Origin of the sequence: Vibrio antiquarius (assembly GCF_000024825.1) — a bacterium.
GTDB lineage: Bacteria > Pseudomonadota > Gammaproteobacteria > Enterobacterales > Vibrionaceae > Vibrio > Vibrio diabolicus.
Genome location: NC_013457.1, coordinates 631,846 through 653,465, shown reverse-complemented (window position 1 = coordinate 653,465; position 21,620 = coordinate 631,846). Strand labels below are relative to the sequence as shown.

The 21,620-nt window shown below is 43.9% G+C and carries 19 protein-coding genes; 13 read left to right on the top strand and 6 right to left on the bottom strand.

Going from position 1 to position 21,620, the window contains the following annotated elements; all coding sequences use genetic code 11:
- Window positions 1–99: 99 nt before the first annotated feature.
- Window positions 100–1,545 carry a MocR-like pyridoxine biosynthesis transcription factor PdxR gene (gene pdxR / locus VEA_RS17760; RefSeq protein WP_006741173.1) on the top strand — a complete coding sequence of 482 codons (1,446 nt, stop codon included), beginning with the start codon at window positions 100–102 and terminating at the stop codon, window positions 1,543–1,545.
- Here pdxR and yjeH read toward each other — a convergent pair whose 3' ends face one another.
- Complete coding sequence (gene yjeH, locus VEA_RS17755) at window positions 1,546–2,808, bottom strand: L-methionine/branched-chain amino acid transporter (protein ID WP_006741172.1); 1,263 nt, start codon at window positions 2,806–2,808, stop codon at window positions 1,546–1,548. It abuts the gene before it with no gap.
- Between the two features lie 327 nt (window positions 2,809–3,135).
- Between yjeH and VEA_RS17750 the strand changes: the two genes are divergently transcribed.
- From VEA_RS17750 to VEA_RS17740, 3 genes are all read left to right on the top strand, one after another.
- Window positions 3,136–3,591: an Lrp/AsnC family transcriptional regulator gene (locus VEA_RS17750; protein ID WP_005396378.1), complete on the top strand. Its 456-nt coding sequence runs from the start codon at window positions 3,136–3,138 to the stop codon at window positions 3,589–3,591.
- 43 nt (window positions 3,592–3,634) lie between these two features.
- Window positions 3,635–4,549 (top strand): LysR family transcriptional regulator, encoded by a 915-nt coding sequence (locus VEA_RS17745; RefSeq protein ID WP_006741171.1) that lies wholly within the window; start codon window positions 3,635–3,637, stop codon window positions 4,547–4,549.
- A 95-nt stretch (window positions 4,550–4,644) separates the two neighbouring features.
- Window positions 4,645–5,259 (top strand): LysE family translocator, encoded by a 615-nt coding sequence (locus tag VEA_RS17740; protein WP_006741170.1) that lies wholly within the window; start codon window positions 4,645–4,647, stop codon window positions 5,257–5,259.
- Window positions 5,260–5,403: 144 nt separating this feature from the next.
- Here VEA_RS17740 and VEA_RS17735 read toward each other — a convergent pair whose 3' ends face one another.
- Window positions 5,404–5,625 (bottom strand): hypothetical protein, encoded by a 222-nt coding sequence (locus tag VEA_RS17735; RefSeq protein ID WP_005397748.1) that lies wholly within the window; start codon window positions 5,623–5,625, stop codon window positions 5,404–5,406.
- A gap of 240 nt (window positions 5,626–5,865) precedes the next feature.
- A complete protein-coding gene (locus VEA_RS17730; RefSeq protein ID WP_006741169.1) occupies window positions 5,866–7,299 on the bottom strand; it encodes a glyceraldehyde-3-phosphate dehydrogenase in 1,434 nt (477 codons plus the stop codon).
- Between the two features lie 615 nt (window positions 7,300–7,914).
- On the opposite strand from VEA_RS17730, the gene VEA_RS17725 reads away from it, so the two are divergent.
- On the top strand, window positions 7,915–10,551 hold the full coding sequence (locus tag VEA_RS17725) for a hybrid sensor histidine kinase/response regulator (protein WP_041853086.1): 2,637 nt from the start codon (window positions 7,915–7,917) through the stop codon (window positions 10,549–10,551).
- A 62-nt stretch (window positions 10,552–10,613) separates the two neighbouring features.
- On the opposite strand, the gene VEA_RS17720 is transcribed toward VEA_RS17725, so the two are convergent.
- Both VEA_RS17720 and VEA_RS17715 read right to left on the bottom strand, forming a co-directional pair.
- Window positions 10,614–11,951: an MATE family efflux transporter gene (locus tag VEA_RS17720; protein WP_041853085.1), complete on the bottom strand. Its 1,338-nt coding sequence runs from the start codon at window positions 11,949–11,951 to the stop codon at window positions 10,614–10,616.
- Window positions 11,952–12,072: 121 nt separating this feature from the next.
- The gene (locus VEA_RS17715) at window positions 12,073–12,387 is read right to left on the bottom strand and encodes a DUF496 family protein (protein WP_005373603.1); all 315 of its coding nucleotides are present in this window, start codon (window positions 12,385–12,387) and stop codon (window positions 12,073–12,075) included.
- Window positions 12,388–12,628: 241 nt separating this feature from the next.
- On the opposite strand from VEA_RS17715, the gene VEA_RS17710 reads away from it, so the two are divergent.
- From VEA_RS17710 to VEA_RS17675, 8 genes are all read left to right on the top strand, one after another.
- The gene (locus VEA_RS17710; RefSeq protein ID WP_031780656.1) at window positions 12,629–12,832 is read left to right on the top strand and encodes a hypothetical protein; all 204 of its coding nucleotides are present in this window, start codon (window positions 12,629–12,631) and stop codon (window positions 12,830–12,832) included.
- 165 nt (window positions 12,833–12,997) lie between these two features.
- Complete coding sequence (locus VEA_RS17705) at window positions 12,998–13,648, top strand: YceH family protein (RefSeq protein ID WP_006741163.1); 651 nt, start codon at window positions 12,998–13,000, stop codon at window positions 13,646–13,648.
- The gene (locus tag VEA_RS17700) at window positions 13,645–13,965 is read left to right on the top strand and encodes a GIY-YIG nuclease family protein (protein ID WP_012842363.1); all 321 of its coding nucleotides are present in this window, start codon (window positions 13,645–13,647) and stop codon (window positions 13,963–13,965) included. The genes VEA_RS17705 and VEA_RS17700 overlap by 4 nt, the downstream gene beginning before the upstream one ends.
- A 320-nt stretch (window positions 13,966–14,285) precedes the next feature.
- Window positions 14,286–15,383, top strand: coding sequence for an autoinducer 2-binding periplasmic protein LuxP (locus VEA_RS17695; protein WP_005397733.1), 1,098 nt, complete (start codon window positions 14,286–14,288; stop codon window positions 15,381–15,383).
- A complete protein-coding gene (gene luxQ, locus VEA_RS17690; RefSeq protein ID WP_005397731.1) occupies window positions 15,383–17,959 on the top strand; it encodes a quorum-sensing autoinducer 2 sensor kinase/phosphatase LuxQ in 2,577 nt (858 codons plus the stop codon). Before VEA_RS17695 ends, luxQ begins: the two co-directional genes overlap by 1 nt.
- A gap of 302 nt (window positions 17,960–18,261) precedes the next feature.
- Window positions 18,262–18,717, top strand: coding sequence for a MarR family transcriptional regulator (locus VEA_RS17685; RefSeq protein WP_005397727.1), 456 nt, complete (start codon window positions 18,262–18,264; stop codon window positions 18,715–18,717).
- Between the two features lie 35 nt (window positions 18,718–18,752).
- A complete protein-coding gene (locus VEA_RS17680; protein WP_006741161.1) occupies window positions 18,753–19,811 on the top strand; it encodes an HlyD family secretion protein in 1,059 nt (352 codons plus the stop codon).
- Between the two features lie 12 nt (window positions 19,812–19,823).
- Window positions 19,824–20,861 carry a DUF2955 domain-containing protein gene (locus VEA_RS17675; protein ID WP_006741160.1) on the top strand — a complete coding sequence of 346 codons (1,038 nt, stop codon included), beginning with the start codon at window positions 19,824–19,826 and terminating at the stop codon, window positions 20,859–20,861.
- Window positions 20,862–20,863: 2 nt separating this feature from the next.
- On the opposite strand, the gene VEA_RS17670 is transcribed toward VEA_RS17675, so the two are convergent.
- Window positions 20,864–21,526: a PilZ domain-containing protein gene (locus VEA_RS17670; RefSeq protein ID WP_031780653.1), complete on the bottom strand. Its 663-nt coding sequence runs from the start codon at window positions 21,524–21,526 to the stop codon at window positions 20,864–20,866.
- Between the last annotated feature and the right edge of the window lie 94 nt (window positions 21,527–21,620).

The following is a 21,620-nucleotide window of genomic DNA, read 5'->3' as shown; positions in this document are numbered from 1 at the left end:
TTCTCTCCTTGTTTGCTCACGATTACGAGCGATTGATCCTCATTCTTTGATTGCAATGTAGCGTTTAACTGGTAGCTTAAAGAGAGCCACTTTTAACTAATGGATGGATCCAGTTTGTCTTTGATTGATATCGGTGACCTGCATTTAAAAGACAGTGATGGAACGCGTCAGCAAGCGTTGTTTTTTGCTATTCGCAAGAAAATTGTTCAAGGATTGTGGGTGAAGAATGGGAAGTTGCCTTCTACGCGGAAGCTTTCACAAGCGCTTAATCTAAGTAGGAATACCGTGATTTCTGCTTACGAGCAGTTAGTGGCGGAAGGTTACTTGAACAGCCAAAAAGGTTCGGGTTTTTATGTTGCCGTAGAACTGCCGGAGCAGTACTTGCCTGAACCTAATTCAGTTCAGAGAGACTCATCACCGAAAACCAACTTTGACATCAACCGCGCATTTGCACCGGGTGTGCCGGATTTGGACGCATTTCCGATGGCGCAATGGCAAAAGTTACTTGCTCGCCACATGTCCCGCCCCTGCTTGTTGGGGAATCAAGATATTCAGGGTAGTTGGGCATTGCGCAGTGCTTTAGCTGACTACCTCGCATCAAGTCGCTCAGTGAATTGTTCTCCAGAGCGCATTATTATTACCTCTGGGGCACAGCAAGCGTTGTCAATCGCGACGATGGTAGCTCTAAAACAAGGTGATAAGGTTTTGATGGAGCAACCGGGTTACGCGCAAATGCGGAAGTTGATTCAGTTCCAAAACTATCAATTTGAGCCTTTGTTCGTAAGAGAGAAATTAGGCTTTGATGTGGAAGCTGTGACCTCAAGCGATGCCGATGCGCTGTATATCACACCAAGTAATCAATATCCGATGGGGACCACACTCAATACCGAGCAAAGAGGAAAGATCATCAACTGGGCGGTCGAGCAATCAAGTTGGATCATCGAGGACGATTATGACAGCGAATTTCAGTTTGCTCATCGTCCCTACACCAGCTTACAGGGGCTAGCCGCTCAAATGGGTCGAGATGAGCATGTGTTGTATGTGGGTTCCTTCAGTAAAGTGATGTTTAACGGATTGCGGCTTGGCTACCTGGTGGTTCCTGAACGTTTAGTAGAGCAATGCTTAGTGGTTAAAGATGCGTTAAGTGGTGATTCACCGACGCACACTCAAGAAGCGTTGGCAGATTTTATTACCGAGGGTGGGTTGTTGCGCCATATCCGAAAAATGCGCCGACTATATAAAACCAAGCATGAACAGATGCATTTATCCATTCAACAGCATTTTGGCGACAGTGTTTGCGTCGTTAGCCAAGCGGCTGGGCTTCATATTACGTTGAAATGGCAAAACGGTATAGATGAGCTGCGTTTTACAAAACTGGCAGAGCATGAAGGGATCATATTGCGACCTTTGAGCTATTATGAACATCCAGGTTTCCAAGCACGTCACTGGCATGGTGCCGTGCTTGGTTACGGTAATATCGCGTTAGAGAACATAGACGCTGGTATCCAACGTTTAGCCCAAATTTTTCGACATGGGAAGCGGTGACTATTCAACTGCGCGTGTTTGTCGTTTATGTCGCCACTGTTTCCAAGGCAGTAAAAGTAGAGTGAAAATGCCAAGTGCATAAAACATTGACCAGCCTAAACATATAAAAACACCGGTACAAAGCAGTAGAGAAAGTCCCGCAAGCGCTTTACCAAACCCACGGAGCAATTTATAAGCGGCTAACATCGCCAACATGTAAACCAAAACGAATACACTATTTGCTAGTTTTAGGAAAAACTCCAGATCGAGCTGCGATAGCGTTCCTATCACGCAAGATATTAGCAGTACGCCGCCAACTAATAAGGTGGCTGAGAAAGGGACACCACGACGCGAAATCTTGGCTAGTGGGCTGTAAGGACGATGTTCCCGAGCTTGAGCCCAGACCATTCGCGCTAGGCTCTGTGTGTATAAGTTAACGCTCGCGAAACAAGCGGAGAATCCGATCAAACTGATTATCCATTTGGCCCCATCGCCAAGTAGTTGAGCACTCAACCATGGAATCGATGCATTATCGAATTGAGCATTACCATATGCACCAAACTTTAAAATAACAACAGAGCAAGCCCAGTACGTAGCTCCCGCTACAAAACAACCGACAATAATGGCAATAGGGAAATCTCTTTGAGGGTTTTTGAATTCTTCCCCCATATGAGCAAAAGCCTCTATGCCAACAAAACACCAGAACATCACGCCAAGCGCTGCGGTAATAGGCCAAATTGACTCTTGTGTGATAGCTGGCATCACGAGATCGGCGCTGTTAACGTCGCCTTTCCATAAAAATGTGCCAACGAGCGCAAAGACACTCAAAGCAATAAGAGTTTGTAAATGACCTGATGACTTAGTGCCCATCAAGTTGACGAACACAAGAAGTAATACCGTTAGAATTTGTGCAAACAGATTATTGCTAATAGGCTCTGGCAATATTTGCTGTAGAAAGCCTGCGGCGAGTGCAATCGCGGCCGGAACCCCTACCGGAATGACACTAACAAATAGCCAAGCTACACTGCTTTCCAGCTTGGCGTTAAATGCTTTACGCACAAAAAATGCGGTTCCGCCCGCATTGGGATATCGCTTGCCTAGCTGGGCAAAAGTCAGCGCAATAGGACAAATGGCGATGAACAATAAAATCCAGGCCCATAGTGAAAAATGACCCGCTATGCCTGCTGCAATGGCTGGTATCATAAAAAGCCCCGTTCCCATTAATGTTGTGGATAGTTGGGCGATACCGGATGTGAGTGAAATGTCTTTTTTGAGCTGTTCCATGCTAATTGATTCATCCAATGTTGTAGGGCTTATGACGAAAACGCTTGTGGCTTCTAATTATCTCATTTATTGGAGTTTAATGAGCCCGCTAGTGCGCTGAGTGCATAAGAAGCGTATTTGATTTCAATGCGTTATCGCTCTTTTATTTGAATGGATAACGGTGCGCATCTCATGCTTACCAAATAGCATATCCAAGATCTTAATAACAAAATGATTTACTGAACCGTCAATATGACGGTTGTTTTAAATATTTCCAACAAAATGTTGGTTTCTTATGCAGTTATAATCGGTATAGAATGAAAAAAATAAGGAAAGCTTGGTAAGTATATGGACAAGTTTGATCACAAGATTGTGGATCTTCTCCGACACAACGCTCGGCTGTCGGTGACTGAAATTGCGGATAAAGTGAACCTTTCTCGTTCTGCGGTGACGGCTCGTATTCGTAAGCTAGAACATGACAAAGTGATTCTCGGGTATCACGCTGAAATTGCCTCTTCAGGCGGGGACTCGATTTGTGCTTATTTTGCTCTAAAGTTCGATAAATCTACATCCACATATTATTGCGAATCATATGCCGACGAACTATACAAAATCGATGGCGTAAAATGGTGCCATGCAATCAGTGGTGAAACGGATATGATGGTTTTTGTCGAAGTACCTACGATGACTCGTTTGAACGAAATCAGAGATCAAATTCAACGTTACCCAGAGCTAAGGCACCTCATGACTCATACCGTTTTAGCTGAGTTCTTTAATACAACTGGCAACCAGTTTGTGAAGTAAGCTTCATGGGTGCCATTATTTATTAAAACCTTCTTGAGCCAGTATGTTAAACAACATCAATTTGAATCTACTTAGATCCTTGCATGTACTTTTAGAAGAGTGTCATGTCAGCCGAACTGCAGAGCGTTTGCACATTACGCAGTCTGCGGTTAGCCGACAGCTTGCACAATTGCGCGATCTGTGTGGTGACCCACTGCTTATTCGGCAAGGTAATCAGCTGATACCAACCCCGCGAGCAATAGCATTAAAATCAAAGCTTGATGCGTTACTGGCTGAGTTTGACCATTTACTCGATGACAAACCTTTTGAGCCGCAACTGTGGCAAGGCGAGCTGGTTATTGCCTCAAGCGATTACGTGGCACAATACGTTTTGCCCGATATTGCCTCTCACTTGGGTGAACAAGCACCACAATTGGATTTGGCGTATCGACTGTGGCAGCTAGATTTTATCGATAAGCTTCACGAGTTAGGAATCCACCTTGCTTCTTCTATGTATCCCACTCAGCCTGAAGGTGTATCTAGCATCAATATTGGTTCTGATAAGTCAGTTTGTTTGATGAAGGCGTCTCACCCTTTAGCTGGTAAGGCTTCGATTTCTGTAGAGGACCTCATTAGTCATTCGCATATTCAAGTGACGGGTGGGGGAGACAAAGACTCAAGTACCGATATGGCACTAAAAGACAGGGGGCTGATGCGTCATGTTACCTTTAAAGTGCCTTTTTTCTCTGCGGCGGTAAATCGTTTGGTCTCAAGTGAGCACTTAATGGTAGTTCCGGAGCACATTGCAAATAATTTGGCCAAGCACTGGCCTTTGGTTCATAAAGTGCTTCCTTTTGAGACTCCTACCCATGAATATTGGCTGATGTGGCATCCTAAATACGACAATGATCCAGCTCATCAGTGGGTGCGAGAGCAAATCCACGCGGTGATGAAAATATCGGAATACTCCATTCATTAGGTTATGATTTTAAATCATGACTTTTATGCGAAACTTTGATTTCAAATTATAGCTCTTCAATTGATAGATTGAGTTCAAATGGAGAGAGGTTACTTATGACACTAACAGTTTGGTTATCACTTTTTACCGTGTGTTTACTAGGCGCTATGTCTCCTGGGCCTAGCCTAGCGATTGTGGCAAAACATGCCCTGGCTGGTGGACGCATCAATGGTTTGGCAACGGCTTGGGCACACGCTTTTGGAATTGGCATTTATGCCTTTATTACTTTGATTGGCCTCGCTGTTGTTTTGCAGCAAAGCCCGATGTTGTTCAAGACGATCAGCCTTGCAGGCGCGGCATATCTTGCATATTTAGGGTTCAATGCGCTGCGTTCGAAAGGCGGTGTGGCGGCGAAGTTGGAGTCAGGAGAAGAAACAACGGTAAGTCAGTCTGCACGGGAAGGCTTTTTTATCTCGATTTTAAGCCCCAAAATTGCCTTGTTTTTTATCGCACTATTTAGTCAGTTTGTAGCGCTAGGTAATGATTTGAGCAATCAAATGATCATTGTTGCTACACCATTTGTTGTGGACGGGTTTTGGTATACCTTTATCACCCTAGTGTTATCGAGCTCCAAAGTAGTGGACAGAATTCGTTCTAAAGCGGTGTTAATTGATCGTTTGTCAGGGATTGTTCTCATGCTATTGGCACTTCGAGTGGTCGTAACCGTATAAATTTGCAAAGACAACAAAATATTAAAGGCAGCCCAGGTGGCTGCCTTTTTTGTAAAAAGCACCCTGCCATTGTAAAGACAGGGTGAAAGCAAGAAGTTTCTCAGGAGCAGTCGGGGGAGAGAAACTTATATAAATTCTATTTACTTATCGGCGAACCTCTTCGAACTCACCTTCGATAGCATCGGCTTTACCAGTATTGAATTCATACTCTTCATGCATTTCTTTCTGCATTTTCTTCACGCGCTTCTCAATACGCTTGCCTGTAATCAATGCTGCGATGGTCAACGGAATCGCAATGATCAAGCTAAATACTAATGTAAAAAAGCCCGTAATCAGTGCCAGTGCGGTAACAATAATCCGATTCATAATCATGACCTCTCTGTAATTCATGTGTTCAGATTAATGCTGTGAACATGAACAAAACATGAATGATAGCCTTCACTTTGTCCGGAGAGTGTCAAATGAGCGAAATGAAAAAACGCCTGAGGGTGATCAGGCGTATAAACGGGGAAAAATATTAGTAATGCGCTTTGCGCTTATTATTTAGAACAAATATGAGATATTGTCCGTTACGCTATGTGGTTAACGTTGTGGAGCAAAGTTCACCTATCGAGGGAATGTTTGGTAACGAACACCCATCATTTGTTCCATACAGTGCACAACTTGGCAGCTGTAACCGAATTCGTTGTCGTACCAGATGTAAAGTACGCAACGTTTGTCTTGTGCGATAGTCGCTTGACCATCCACGACGCCTGCATGGCGAGAACCAACTAAGTCAGTTGATACAATTTCTGTTGAATCGGTGTAGTCAATCTGTGCCGAAAGCTCAGAGTTCAACGCCATTTCACGCAAGTAATCGTTCAGTGAATCACGGTCTACGTCTTCACCTAAGTTTAGGTTAGCGACTGCCATCGAAACGTTTGGTGTCGGTACGCGAATTGCATTACCTGTTAGCTTACCAGCTAGCTCTGGCAGTGCTTTTGCTACTGCTTTAGCTGCGCCAGTTGAAGTTAGAACCATGTTCAGAGAAGCACTACGTCCACGGCGGTCACCAGAGTGGAAATTGTCGATCAAGTTTTGGTCGTTTGTGTATGAGTGCACGGTTTCGATGTGACCAGAAAGGACACCATATTTATCATTCAGCGCTTTAAGAACCGGCGTGATTGCGTTTGTGGTACAGCTCGCTGCAGAGATGATGGTGTCATCTTCTTGAATAACTGATTCATTTACACCGAATACAACGTTTTTGATATCGCCTTTACCTGGTGCCGTTAGCAGCACTTTCTCTGCACCTTGACACGCTAAGTGTTGGCTTAGGCCTTCAGAATCACGCCAAACACCTGTGTTATCAACAACAAGCGCGTTGTTAATACCGTAAGCAGAGTAGTCCACTTCGCTTGGATTGTTTGCGTAGATGATTTGGATGTAGTTACCGTTAACGATCAGAGCTTTACGTTCCTCATCGATCACGATGCTACCGTTGAACTGACCATGGACTGAGTCACGACGCAGTAAGCTAGCACGCTTCTCTAAATCGCCTTTTTTACCGCCACGAACCACAATCGCTCGTAGTCGTAGTGGGTAACCTGGGCCACTTTTCTCGATCAGAAGGCGAGTTAGTAGTCGACCAATGCGACCAAAACCGTAAAGAACTACATCACGCGCTTTCAATGAAGAGTCTGCATCGCGTGCGCCATCAAGTGCAGTGATAAGGAAATCATTTAGAGACGCAGTATCGTCATGCTCATTCCAGTACTTAGTTGCCAATTGGCCAACATCGACACGACACGAAGAAATGCTCATTTCACATAGCGCTTGAATGATAGGCATTGTGTGCTCAAGTGAGAGTGGGCTGCCTGTATAACGTCTTGCAACGCGATGAGTTTTGAGAATGTCTATAGTAGTAGCATTGATAAGCGTTTTACCAAACAGAACCACTTCGATTCCTTTTTGACGATATAGCTTACCAATTAGAGGGGAAATAGATTCAGCAATCGTTTGGCTAGTTTGCCAGTCTTGGAGATATTTCTCTGGACTCATTGTTGTATTAGACCTTTCACGTTTTGGGGGCTAACCATACTCTCTGCTGTTGCCTCTTCGGCAGCGTGCAAGAGTGTGGTGGGTTATGTAATCGGGTTGTAATAGTTGTGTGTGCGGATTCTAAGGTCGGAGCCCTTATTCTGCTAGGAAAATTAAATCCAGTGTAAAACACTAGTTAAGGTTGTGTTAGTGGTGAATTAATGTGACTAAAGCGGTGGTTTTCACGTATTGACATTTAAAAAGTCATCCACTTTTTTCGCGATGATAACGTGTGTTTTCAAATTAGTTTTGTTGTCACTGTTAATTCGTTTGCATTTTTGTGTGATTTGTCTCGATAAGGCAACGAAATAGGTGAACATATGGTTTGGAATTTTATGAAAAGTGATGTGCATCTTAGGTATGAGTGAAACTTCACTGTTTGTACTCAGCTTGAAGATCAAAAAGTATGATTCGAGTCACAATTACCATTTCATTGACCGATGACGAAATAAGCGGAATGACCATGATTTTGGTAGGTGAATGTTGTTTTAAAGTAACCATGTCGTATATGCCTTTCAATGCTAGAAACTAGTCTAGTATTAAATAATCGGATGAGATCAACCATTGGGCTGATGGATGTTGAGATTATCAATAAAAACACGCTTAGCACTCCTCGCACTATTACCCACGGTGGTGATAGTGGTTTTTGCAGTTCAGCAGTTTTCTGACAATGCGTTGCGCGTAAGCCGTCTCAATCAAACGGTAATCAATATCCAAGGTTTCCAGTTGATATCCCAAGCCTCGCATTTTATATACTCCATAGAGAAAGCACGCCGCCAGCCTACGCTTCAAGCATCAGCCGCACTTAATATAGAAGAACAAGACGGTGTTATTTCTTCCATGCATCAAAAATTCGTCAGTAACCCCAATACCGCTGAATATGCTGATGAGCTGAAAGAGGCCATGCTAGGGGTATTATCAGGTAGGTTGGACGAGATGGATGACCTTGGCGATTGGGCATTTCAACTGCTTCAAAATATGTCGCGCTCTTTGCTACAAAATCATCAGTGGTATGGCAGTGAGGACGGTATTCGAATGCAGAATTTTATTGCTTACCTTGCTCAGCTGTCTTTTTGGACACAGAAAGAAGCCTGGTTGACACATCGCCTAGTTCAAGATCCTAAGAGTCGGTTGAGTCAGAGTCTGTTTTTTCAGGCTATTGATCGACAGCAGCAAAATTTGGATGCGTTTTTAAATTTAGGAGGGTCATACGATCAAGTTGATAAACTGCTAGGCTTGTTTACGTCGCCCAGATATCAGAGAAATTTGGCATCTCGTGGGCGATTAATGTCAGGGGACATGTCACGTAGTGACTATGAAGCGTATTTGAGAGAACTCGATTTCCGTGTGCAACGCTTGCAAGTACTCATTGATGGGTTCACGAAACAAACAGAGCAGTCGCTCCTAACACAAGTTCATGAACAAAAGACCAATATTGCGATGATTACCTCTGGCGTTATTTTGGTTATCGTCATGCTTTGCTGGCTTGGCTTTGGCACTTGGTTTCGGGTTAATAGCAAACTAGATGCGATTATTCATACCTTAACGGCGCTGATCAACGATGAAGAGAAACAGACGAAAGTCAAAGTCGATGGCAGTGATGAACTGACGATTTTCGCTCAGCAAGTGAATCGAGTGGTTGAAGAAAAGCAGAGACAAACAGACGAAATACTCCATGCTAAAGAGTCAGCAGTGTCTGCTAATCGCGCTAAATCAGTATTTCTTGCCAACATGTCGCATGAAATACGCACCCCCCTAAATGGTATTATGGGCATGACGGAGATACTCTCTCAAAGCGAGTTATCTTCCCATCAACAAGAAGTCGTTGATGACATTGACTCTTCATCCCAAACATTACTTACCTTGCTTAACGATATTTTGGATCTTTCTAAAATCGAATCTGGTCGACTGGAGTTGTCGCTAGTCGAGGCCGATATCCGAGAGGTGGTGTACCAGTCGATGGTTTTATTTCAATCCAAAGCCACATCTAAACAGCTAGAGCTGGGGATTAACTTAGCTGAAAACATTCCAACTCGAGTGATGGTTGATGATCATCGAATCAAGCAGGTAATCACGAATCTGGTATCGAATGCGGTCAAGTTTACCGAAAGCGGCCATATACGTGTTGATGTCAGTTATGACGAGTTATCTGAGAAAGAGTGCGGAGTGCTGATGTTTAAAGTCGAAGATACCGGGATAGGCATTGAACAAGATAAGTTAACGACGATTTTTGAACCCTTTACTCAGGAAGATGAAGGGGTGTCGAGGCAGTTCGGCGGAACGGGACTGGGATTGGCAATTTGTCGTCAACTGGTATCCATGATGGGAGGGCAGCTTATAGCGACATCCACAAAAGGAGTGGGCACATGCTTTGAATTCTCTATTGAGGTTGACGTTATTCCGGTGTTTGGCTGGCGCTCGGACGTGATAAATAAAGGGCTCTTGATCTGCACAAATTACGATTACGCTGATCAACTTTTGAAAGAGTGTCGATTAGCAAAAATCAATCTCTTTGGTGCGAATAATGTTAATGAAGTAAAAGCAATAAACGATGACTTTGATGTCATATTTCTGTGCCATAGAGACGACTCCAATACGGATGAAGCCTTAGATGAGTTGTCACTCAAGTATGATCTTCGTCGTGTGATTATTTGTCAGCATCATCTATCCACTCCCTACGACAATGCAGAAAGAGTACATGCTGTGCTCACATTGCCTTTTCTTGGCAATCGATTTAAGCATGTCATTGACGATTTAGCGAAGGTAGAAAAAACCATTTCAAGTGACGCTGTCACCAATGGTATTCCAAAGTCTGAATATCGAACGTCGCGCTCTCACAGGAGGATCTTAATCGCGGAGGATAATTTGATGAATCAGAAAATAGCGAGTTTCTTTCTGGATAAAGCAGGATATGACTATTTGATAACAAGCAATGGACAAGAAGCGTTGGAAGCCATCACAAAGGGAGAAGAATTCGATGCAATTTTAATGGATTGTATGATGCCGGTGATGGATGGACTGACCGCGACGAAAGAAATTCGTCGTTGGGAAAAGAAAGCCGGGCGTGAGAAAACGACCATTATTGCGCTCACCGCGAGTGTTTTGGAAGAAGACATTCACAACTGTTTTGCTGCAGGTATGGATGCTTATTTACCTAAGCCTTATAAATCGAATCAGCTATTTGAGCTCTTCAATGAATTAAAACTCGCCTAAATCGATAACATTTCAAGACGATAAAGCCCCAATCAAAGGGGCTTTATTTTAACCATGTATTGTTATGCGTTTGCTTGAGCGCCAGCGAGTTTACGTATGGTTTGTCGATAGGTTAGGTAAGCGGAAATGCCCGCCAGAATGTTGCCCATACAAGCGCCTAAAAGTAGACCTCGGATTCCCCCCATTTGAGCGCCAACCCATAAGCAAGGAAGGAAAAAGACAAACAAGCGTAGCGCTGAAATGGTGAGCGCGGTGTAAGACTTACCTAATGCATTGCAAAGAGAAACCATCAACATACATACACCTAGTGAACCTAAGCTGATAGGAACAATCAGCAAATGCATTTCTAATACTTGCTCTACTTGAACATCACTGGTCATCAGTAGTGCAAGTGGGTTTGCGACGGCAAACGTAATGGCTGCGATCAAAAGTTGAAAGCCCAGAATGAATTTTACGGCAATACTGACTAGCGATTGGATATCTTGGTAGTTCTTTGCGCCAAGTAAGCGCCCGACCATTGGGGGCATAGACATTGTCAGCGCTAACACCGAAACGATAGCAAAGAATTCGTAGCGTGAACCGAGCGCCCAAGCGGCGACTGCGGCGGTCCCGAAGCTTGCCAATAACTTTGTTGCTAACATGGACGACAACGGAGGCAGCAGTTGGCTGATCATCGCAGGTCCCATGATGTTACCGATAGACGCAACACTTTTAGCTACGTTGAGGTCTTGCCACTGCGTTGTTGCCCAGTGATTCTTCTTTACGCGAGGCGCGACGACTAAAATACCAAACCCAAAAGCAACGATGGTTGCTATTGCTGCTCCGTTAATACCCAAGTCAAACGTGAAAATAAATAGTGGATCGAGCACAAGGTTCACGCCGCTGGTTACCATCATCATTGTGCCAGGCAACATGGTGTTGCCGTTAGCCCGGCAAATACTGTAGTAAAAATATAAAACCGCGCCAGTCCATGAACTTAGCAGCCACCAAGGCCAGTAGCTGTCGATAATCGGCATCACAGACTCTGGAGCACTTAATAGAGATAAAATGGGGTAGCGCAAAAGCCAAATTAGCCCTCCAAAAACGGCTACACCGATTGAGCCAATCATCAAAACTAAGCCACCGAGCTGTTTGGCATAACGACTTTCATTCGCACCAAGCGCTTTAGAAATGACAGCGGTCGTGGCGATACCTAAACCGACTTGAATTCCGATAATGACCATTTGCAACGGAAGAGTAAAACCTTGAGCGGCCAAAGGTAAAACGCCGAGCTGACCGATAAACGCACTATCTACAAGCTGGAAGCTCATTAAAGATAGAACGCCAAATAGCATTGGCCAAGTCATCGTAAATAATTGTTTTGCAAGTGTTGGTTGTGTACTTGTCGTAGTTGAGGACATAGAAAGCTGAATGCGTTAGGAATAAGAGTTGGATTGATTGTACACGGCGCTTAGTTTAGAGACAAAAATAAACCCCGAGTAAGGTAGCTTTACTCGGGGTTGGAAAATCTAGCTTAAGCGTTTATTTTTTGCCGCTAGTTTGCTTGTCTTCTTCAGTCAGTTCACGAATACGACGGCTGATGTCACGACGTGCTTTAGAGATTTCTGCACTTTTGATGATGTGGTCATCAACACGATCTTCGTAGTCTGCTTTCATATTTTTGATGATTGCGACGATTTCATCGTGAGTCATTTCTGGTTTGATGTAATCTAGAAGGTTTTCTAGAAGGTCAACACGTTTGCGGTTATCACGAACTTTCTTTTCGTTATCAAGCAGCTCACGTTTTAGTTTGTTTTTACGACGAGCTTGGTTAACGATTTCAAATACGCTACTCATAGTTCTCTTTCCTAATTTTATGAATATCTCCCTCGATTAAAGCACAACATCCAGTGGCATAACAGTCTTTAGATCAATCACAATGCAGAGTTGAACATTTCTCAACCAATTGCGATGTGTCTACATAATCACGCTTCTTTAATCGAGTTTTGGGCAACATCGTAGAATCCATCGATGCATTGTCATAACGTGGCCTTCACTATATTATCAACACCATTGAATGCAAAATGATGAACTTGATATGGACTCTGGGAACACTGCGGAGCAAGTAAGTAGTCAAGATAATGAGCAAGCCACTCGCTCTGTGGCTGAAAAGTTAAAAACAGCGTATATCAACGCTCGCGAGCAACTCGAAATCATCGAAGTTGAGCTGAATCGTTCAAAAATAATGATGGTTGATCAAGATGGCAATTTGACGAAAGTGCCAATTCTCTCGGAGCATTGATACCTGACCCGATTCGCAAAGGGTGCCAGGTCTTGCGCTATGCTTTAGCCTGACACCGACACCTGAATCGCTAACGCTTCTTGCATCTCTTTGCCAATGTATGATGCATGATTTCGAAGCGATTTAGGTACCAAGTCAAATGCAAAAATAATAAGGAAATGCATTATGAAAGTTGAGCTAACGGCAATTGAAGCACGAGTCATTGGTTGCTTGATCGAAAAAGAAGTCACCACCCCAGATCTTTACCCCCTCAGCCTAAACGCATTAACCAACGCGTGTAATCAAAAAAGCAACCGTGATCCCGTAATGTCGCTCTCTGAGTCAGACGTTCTCGATGCCGTTGACGCTCTAATTGAGCGTAGGCTCGTCAGTGACGAAAGTGCGTTTAACAGCCGTGTTAGCAAGTTTCAGCACCGTTTCTGTAATACGGAGTTTGGTGATTTAAAACTGACAGAACAAGAGAAAGGAATCGTGTGCTGTATGCTTTTGCGTGGTGCTCAAACGCCTGGGGAAATTCGCACTCGTACCAGTCGTCTCGCGACATTTCATGATGTAAAAGAAGTTGAAACGGTTCTGGAGCACTTAGCAAGCGAAGACAAAGGGCCATTAGTGGTCAAGTTACCGCGTGAAGCCGGAAAGCGAGAGTCACGCTATATGCATTTGTTCTGTGGCGACGTTGACGTCTCTGAGCTAGCAGTGCCAGTGTCAGCGGCTGGCTCTAATTCTGATCGAGTCAGCCAGCTAGAGCTCGAAGTTGCTCAGCTTAAAGAAGAGCTCGATGAACTTAAAGCTAAGGTCGAGTCACTACTTTCATGATTGAAAATACAGCGCAGCGTTGGAGTGTCTATTTGATACGAAATAACCGCAATGCGCTGTATTGCGGTGTCACAAACAATGTTGAGCGAAGATTCAATCAGCACCAAACGGGCAAAGGAGCGAAAGCTTTAAAAGGAAAAGGTCCCTTGGTATTGGAGTGGTCTTCGGATTTTGATTCAAAGACACTTGCCATGCGGGCTGAGTATTATATTAAGCAACTAACAAAAGCTAAGAAAGAGCTACTTGTTACGTCAAAAGCAAGTATTGTCGTTGATGAAAATCAGCAGATGATGTTAGAAATGGCTTTATCGAAATAAGCGTTCGCGACATGCCGAATAACAAAGAAACCGTCCACTGAGGCGGTTTCTTTTTAGTTTTTGAGTACCATGTAAGAACAAACTGACGCATAATGGGTTGGTGTTCTGTTTAAACACTCAGAGTATGAAAAGGAGAAATGATATTTTGTGACCTTGTAATTAGGTACACAATAAACGTTTATTCGTTCCAACTCAGACTAAGAACCAATTTATTATTGAAACAGGCACTCAGAGGAAGGTAGATTACAAGAGTAAAGGATGACTCGGCTAGGTAACGAATAGAGCTGAATTAGGCTCATAAAAAGCTAAAAGAGCAGTAGATGAAAAAAGCGTTAGTATTCTCCCTGATGTCAATGGCCACTGTCGCGCCGATAGCGCAAGCCACTCAAGTCCTCAATGGGTATTGGGCATATCAAGAATTTTTAGACCAGTTTCCAGAACAGAAGCAGTTAACGAATGCGTTGGCTGACGCCGTGCGAGAGACTCCTGTTCCGGTTGAAAGAGACAAAAAACGTCCGTTAAAAATTTCTGTGGTTTATCCAGGTCAACAGATTTCGGATTATTGGATTCGAAATATCGACGCATTTGAACAGCGTTTAGATAAACTCGATATCGACTATCAACTTAATCAAGTATTTACCCGTCCCAACGCAGATATTAAGCAACAAAGTTTGTCTTTAATGGAAGCGCTGAAGAGCAACTCCGATTATCTGATTTTCACTCTCGATACCACTAGGCATCGTAAGTTTGTTGAACACGTCTTAGACTCAAAGAAAACCAAGTTGATCTTACAAAATATCACTACACCGGTAAGAGATTGGGAGGATCACCAACCGTTCCTTTATGTTGGTTTTGATCATGCTGAAGGCAGCCGTGAGCTTGCCGTGGAGTTTGGTAAGCGTTTTCCAAAACAGAGCCATTATAGTGTGCTCTACTTTTCAGAAGGATATATCAGCGATATCAGAGGTAATACCTTTATCAATCAAGTCAACCGTGATAACAACTTTGAACTACAATCTGCTTACTATACCAAAGCGACAAAGCAGTCTGGGTATGAAGCAGCAAAAGCGAGTTTGGAAAAATACCCTGACGTCGATTTTATTTATGCTTGTTCTACAGATGTGGCGCTAGGGGCTGTTGATGCGCTGAAAGAATTAGGGCGTGAAGATGTCATGATCAACGGCTGGGGTGGCGGCTCTGCAGAATTAGAAGCGCTTTCGAAAGGGGAGTTAGACGTTACTGTTATGCGTATGAACGATGATACTGGCATTGCAATGGCAGAAGCGATTAAGTGGGATCTTGAAGGGAAACCCGTTCCAACCGTTTATTCTGGTGATTTTGAAGTCGTCACGAAATCTGATTCTCCAGAAAGAATTGAAGCATTAAGAAAACGCGCATTTAGATACTCAGACAATTGATGACAACTACATCAAAAACAAGAAAGCGTCGCTCATTGTCGACGCTTATTACGAAAATAATCATTCTCGTACTTGCTCCGATCATTTTAGGCATCTTCGTTCAGAGTTATTACTTCTCGAAGCAAATTATTTGGCAAGAAGTGGATAGAACTAAGCAACAGACGTCAGCGCTGATTCTTAATATTTTTGATAGCCATTTTGCTGCGATTCAGATTCATCACAACAGCAACTCGAAGAGTGATGTTGTTTTAGATTTTTATACAGAACGGGATGAAGAAGCTCTCAATTACTTTTTCATGAGTATTGACCAGAGTGATCCTTCTCATACGCCAGAATTTCGCTTCCTCACCGATCATCAAGGCATTATTTGGGATGATGGGAATGCGCATTTCTATGGCATCAATAACTTGATTCTCAATGACCTCGCGAGCCAAGTGACTTTTAGCAACAATTGGTATTACCTTCCTTCACATACCCCAATGGGAACTCGCCACCTGTTACTGCGTCGTGTACCGGTTTTACAACCTAAAACCGGTGAAGTGATGGGGTATTCTTACAATGTTGTTGTTCTAGATAACAACTTCGGGTTGATGGAAAGACTAAAAAACGAAGGGAACGTTGATAATGTTGTTTTGGTGGCCAACGATACGCCACTAGCTAGCTCACTAGTCGGAGATGAAGCGTACAAGATATTTGATGTTCTGAAGCGGCGAGAGTCTCAGCAAAAGCTTGACCAGTTGTTGATCATTAAAACCCCTATCGAAGTCAATGCTGCCACGACGGATTTGTGTTTACTAACCGTGCAGGACAATCAGAGTGTTGTGACGCTGCAAATCCAGCACCTTTTAGCGATGCTGGCTTCGGTTATCGGGATGGTGATGATTGCGTTGATGACCAAAGAGTGGATTGAGAATCGAGTCGTCGAAGAGCTTGGTTCGTTGATGGCATACACTCGTTCGGCTCGTGAAGAAAAAGGGTTCGAACGATTTGGCGGATCGGATATCGAGGAGTTCGATCATATTGGTTCGACACTAGAAAACACCTTTGAAGAGCTGGAAGCGCAAAAGCGTTCATTCCGCGATCTGTTTAACTTTGCGTTATCGCCGATTATGGTGTGGTCAGAGTCTGGCGTACTCATCCAAATCAATCCGGCAGCCCGCAAAGAATTGGTCATGGAAAACGACATTGAAACCATGCACCCAGTGTTTAAAGGCTTCAAAGAAAAGTTGATGCCGCACCTGCGAATGGCAGCTCAAGGAGCCACATTAACTGGCGTCAATGTACCAATTGGAGACAAGGTATATCGCTGGAACTTATCGCCGATTCGAGTGGATGGTGATATCAGCGGTATCATTGTTCAAGGTCAGGATATTACGACGCTTATTGAAGCGGAAAAACAAAGTAACTTGGCACGCAAAGAGGCAGAAAAATCCGCCCAAGCACGTGCCGATTTTCTGGCTAAAATGAGCCATGAAATCCGAACGCCAATCAATGGCATTCTGGGAGTTGCTCAATTATTAAAAGACTCGGTCGAAACGGAAGAGCAGAATAACCAAATTGATGTACTCCGACATAGCGGTGAGCACTTACTTGCTGTTTTGAATGATATTTTGGATTTTTCGAAGATTGAGCAGGGTAAGTTTAATATTCAAAAGCACCCGTTTTCTTTCACTGACACGATTCGAACGTTAGAAAACATTTATCGTCCAATTTGCGAAAATAAAGGCGTTAACCTCGTCATTGAAAACAAGATTGATCCCAATGTTGAAATCTTTACTGACCAAGTTCGTCTGAACCAAATTTTATTCAACTTAGTCAGTAACTCAGTTAAGTTTACCCCCTCGGGCAGCGTACGCTTGCATGCTGAACTGGAGCAGTTCTACGGCGCCGAAAATAGTGTGTTGGTAGTAGAAATTACGGATACGGGCATCGGCATAGAGCCTGATAAGCTCGACCAAATGTTCGAACCTTTCGTTCAAGAGGAAGCAACGACCACTCGAGAATACGGTGGCAGTGGCTTGGGACTGACCATTGTGAAAAGCCTCGTCGATATGCTGGAAGGTGACGTTCAAGTACGTAGTCAAAAAGGTTTGGGTACGACCTTTGTTATTACAATGCCAGTGAAAGATCGTGAGCGAGTGCTCACCCCTCTTGATTCAAGCTTGAGAGTTAAACCTGGTGAGTTATTCGCAGAGAGTCTAAAAGTACTGTTGGTAGAAGATAACCATACTAATGCCTTCATTCTCAAAGCATTTTGTAACAAGTACAAAATGCAGGTTGATTGGGCAAAAGATGGGTTGGAAGCGATGGAGTTCTTAAAAGATCATACTTACGATTTGATTTTGATGGACAACCAACTGCCGCATCTTGGAGGAATTGAAACAACCAAAGAGATCCGACAGAAGCTGAAGTTAGGCACGCCAATTTATGCTTGTACTGCCGATACGGCGAAAGAAACCAGTGATGCGTTTATGGAGGCGGGCGCGAATTACGTATTGCTCAAACCGATTAAAGAAAATGCGCTGCATGAAGCCTTTGTTGACTTCAAGCAGCGATTCTTAATTGAACGAACGTGATGAACTCATTCGCTATGAGCCTTAATTGATAATTCAATCGCTCACTAAACCGAAAAGCACAACTCCATAACTTAGGGTTGTGCTTTTTTTGTATCTCAATGCTTCACTTGTTGATAAGCCTGGAGTGCTGATATCACCTTTAGTGTCGTATATCACTACTATTACAACCCAAGTACTACGTTGCGTTACGCAAACTTGTTCCCCAATGGCATATTCTATGTGATTTAAATCACAAAAACTTATTTACTTAGCGTGCTAACTATTTTATATTACTTAGCAAGCTAAGTAATTGAGTAGATCTTATGATTCAAGACATCAACAGTTTGCGCGACCTTTCTCTGGCTGAAAAGTTATCTCGCGTTGCCCGTTTGTGGAAAATGGTTGCAGATCGCGAGTTGGAGCCTTTAAACCTGACGTACCCGCGTTGGACTGCGTTATGGAAACTTTATCGAATGGGCGACAACGTTAGTCAGAAGCATTTGGCTGAAGCGCTTGAGATTGAGTTGGCATCGCTGATGCGCACATTAAAGCTATTAGAAGAGCAATCTCTGATCACTCGCCATTGCAGTGAGCATGACAAGCGAGCACGCATTGTTAGCCTTACAGAAGAAGGTAAAACCCTACTCAAGCAAATGGAGACTCGAATTCTTCAAGTACGGAGCAAGCTACTGACGGAAATCAATGACCAAGAGCTTCAAAAGCTTTCATTGATCCTAGATCAGATTGCTCACAATGCACTTGATTCACTTAGCGAATAAGTCAGAAACCCGAATTAAAAGAGAAGTAAACGCCTATGACTCCAGATCAAAAATTCGCACGTTGGATCAAGTATTCTTGCGTCGCGTTTGTCCTTGTCTTTGCCTATTTTCTAGTCGCAGATCTCGCCATGCCACTGACGCCTCAGGCAATGGCAACGCGAGTGGTAACTAAAGTAGCTCCCCGTGTGAGTGGACAGATTACGCATCTTTATGTTGCCAACAACCAAGAAATAAGCCAAGGCGATCTGCTATTCCAGATTGATCCACAGCCTTATCAGCTCGCCGTAGAAAAGGCTCAACTTAACCTTGAACGTGTGATTCAAAATAATGAACAGCTTGATGCCTCTATTGCAGCGGCAAAAGCGGACGTTGAAGCGAGCAAAATTGTCGCCGAGCAAAAAGTTCGCGAAGCCAAACGTCTTGATACATTGTTTCATCGCAATGGCACCTCGCAACAACAGCGTGATGACGCACAAAGTAGTGCAACGGCAGCCAGAGCAAACTTACTGGCAGCGCGCGCTCGTTTAAAAGAGTTGGAAGTAAACCGAGGCGATTTAGGTGCAACGAATGTAAATATCCGCGTGGCACAAAACCAGCTAAAACAAGCGGAACTTAATCTGTCTTACACTAAAGTAATTGCTGAACATGATGGCGTTGTCGCTAACTTGCAGCTGGAAACGGGTGCCTATGCGGCAGCTGGTACGCCTCTTGTGGCTTTAGTCTCGGATGACGTGGATATTATTGCCGACTTTCGTGAAAAGAGTCTGCGACACTTCAATCAGAACAGTCGGGCGTTAGTGGCCTTTGATAGCTTGCCAGGTGACGTATTTGAAGCTCGTATTACGAGTGTGGATGCGGGGGTAAGCTCGGGCCAGTTTGATGCGGATGGCCGTTTAGCGACACCGACAGACTCAAACCGTTGGGTGAGAGACGCGCAGCGTTTACGTTTACATTTAGCTATCGATGAACCTCAACAGCGCGCATTTCCGGCCGGGGCACGTGCGACTGTGCAACTGTTGCCAGAAAACTCGTTATCTGGCTGGTTAGCGAGATGTCAGATCCGATTTTTGAGTCTTCTTCATTACATTTATTAACGGGGAGGCGATATGAAGTTATGGGATCATCCCATGTCGGAAAACGACTTCCGTCAGTGTTTGCGCATTGCAACTGGCGCGACCATTGGCTTCACCTTATGTAAGGTCTTTGGCTGGAATTATGGCGTATTTTTTACCGTAACACCGATGTTGTTACTTGGAATGGTACCAGTCATGAGCCTGCATGCTGCACGACAGCTGATTTTTTCAGCGGTCGTATGCGGATTGGAGGTCGGTATTCTTGGTGGGCTATTTGGTGGACATCCTGGCATGATGACGATCATCGCCTTCGGGTTGTTTTTGTATAAGTTCGCCTGTATGTCAAAAGGGAGCTTATTCTTGTTTGGGGCAAATAGCGTGCTGAGCTTGAGCATCATGCTGCATTTTGCGAGTTATCCAACAACCGACTTAAATGATCTGATATTCAGCAACCTACAAGCGAATGTTATTTCAGTGATCGTGGCCTACGTCGTGACATTTTTGATCCCTGATGCAGAGCCTCGTCAGCCATCGGCCAAACCATCTCAGCCTAAACAGAATCACCGCATGCGTCATGAAGCCCTTATGGGGGCGAGCATCGCTACAATGTCTTTCCTTGTATTCCAGCTATTTGACCTCAGTGATTCTATGTCTGCTCAGGCGACAACCTTGCTTTTATTGTTTCCTATGCATTGGAACGGTGCTTTAGGGTATGCGCGCAAAAGAGCAATGGGGACCTTGATGGGGGTAACCTTTGGTATTGCTGGGCAGCTCGTACTATACGATTGGTCGGATACCTTGCTGTTTATTGTCCCATTGCTGTGGATTGGCGCGATGATGTTCAGCTATATGCATGTAAAAGAGTCTAGTGGGTCAGGAGCTGGGTTTGGCGGATTAACTACATTAGGTATTTTATTTGGCCAATACCTTACTCCGGATGGCGATTTAATGTTCAGCGCGCTGTATCGCGTGAGTAGTATTTTGTTTGCTATTGTTGTCACTCTGCTCGTGACCTATGCGGTGCACAGAGTGCTCAACAGCTTTGAGGCGACGCGCTTTAGCCAGCAGTAAGTTCAGACGTTACTGGTTAGAAAGGACTGCTCCAGTAACTCTGTTTTTAGCTCGTGACTCATCGCTATTGGGCTTTCAAACTTAATTCCTATTACCCAGCCTTTCACCAACTTCTTAATGTTGGCAATGACACATCGATTTTCTTCTCCGATATAGTGGCTTAGAGAAGAGTCGATAGTGACACTTTCACCAACGGTGAATTCAGGCTCTATAAATGTTGAGATACCAATACCTGCCAGTGAGAAGTCGATAAGGCTGCCGTCGTAAACATTCCCCGCATGAACAATCTTACAATCCATTTGCAGCTTATATCGTTCGTGTTCCCGGACTGGTTTGGTTGCAAATGTTCCTGGAATTCGAATAAATAAAAGGGGCGAAGGACGAACCGCAGTTGTTAGAACACTGGATTTAAATGCAATGACATGGCCTAACTCCGTATCTGATACACCACGCACGATGACATCGGCGTTTGGGAGTTTTCTCATCACTTGCTCTTCAAGCAAACGCATCGGTATATCAAGAATCAAATACGCGTTCTCTTTCATCCCAAGATAGGTGGTGGAATACGTATACTGGTCCTTAGGCCCAAACTCGAAATTAGTCGAAAGTTTCATTCCCGGTTTGAGGAATCTATGCAGTTCATCTTTAGTATGAGTGGCAGGCATTACATTGGCGTTTTAATTATTGGTTAAATCGAGGCTATCAAAACGCCATTTTGTTATTCAAGATAGTAGGACAAAAGTTTTTGTAAAATTATCG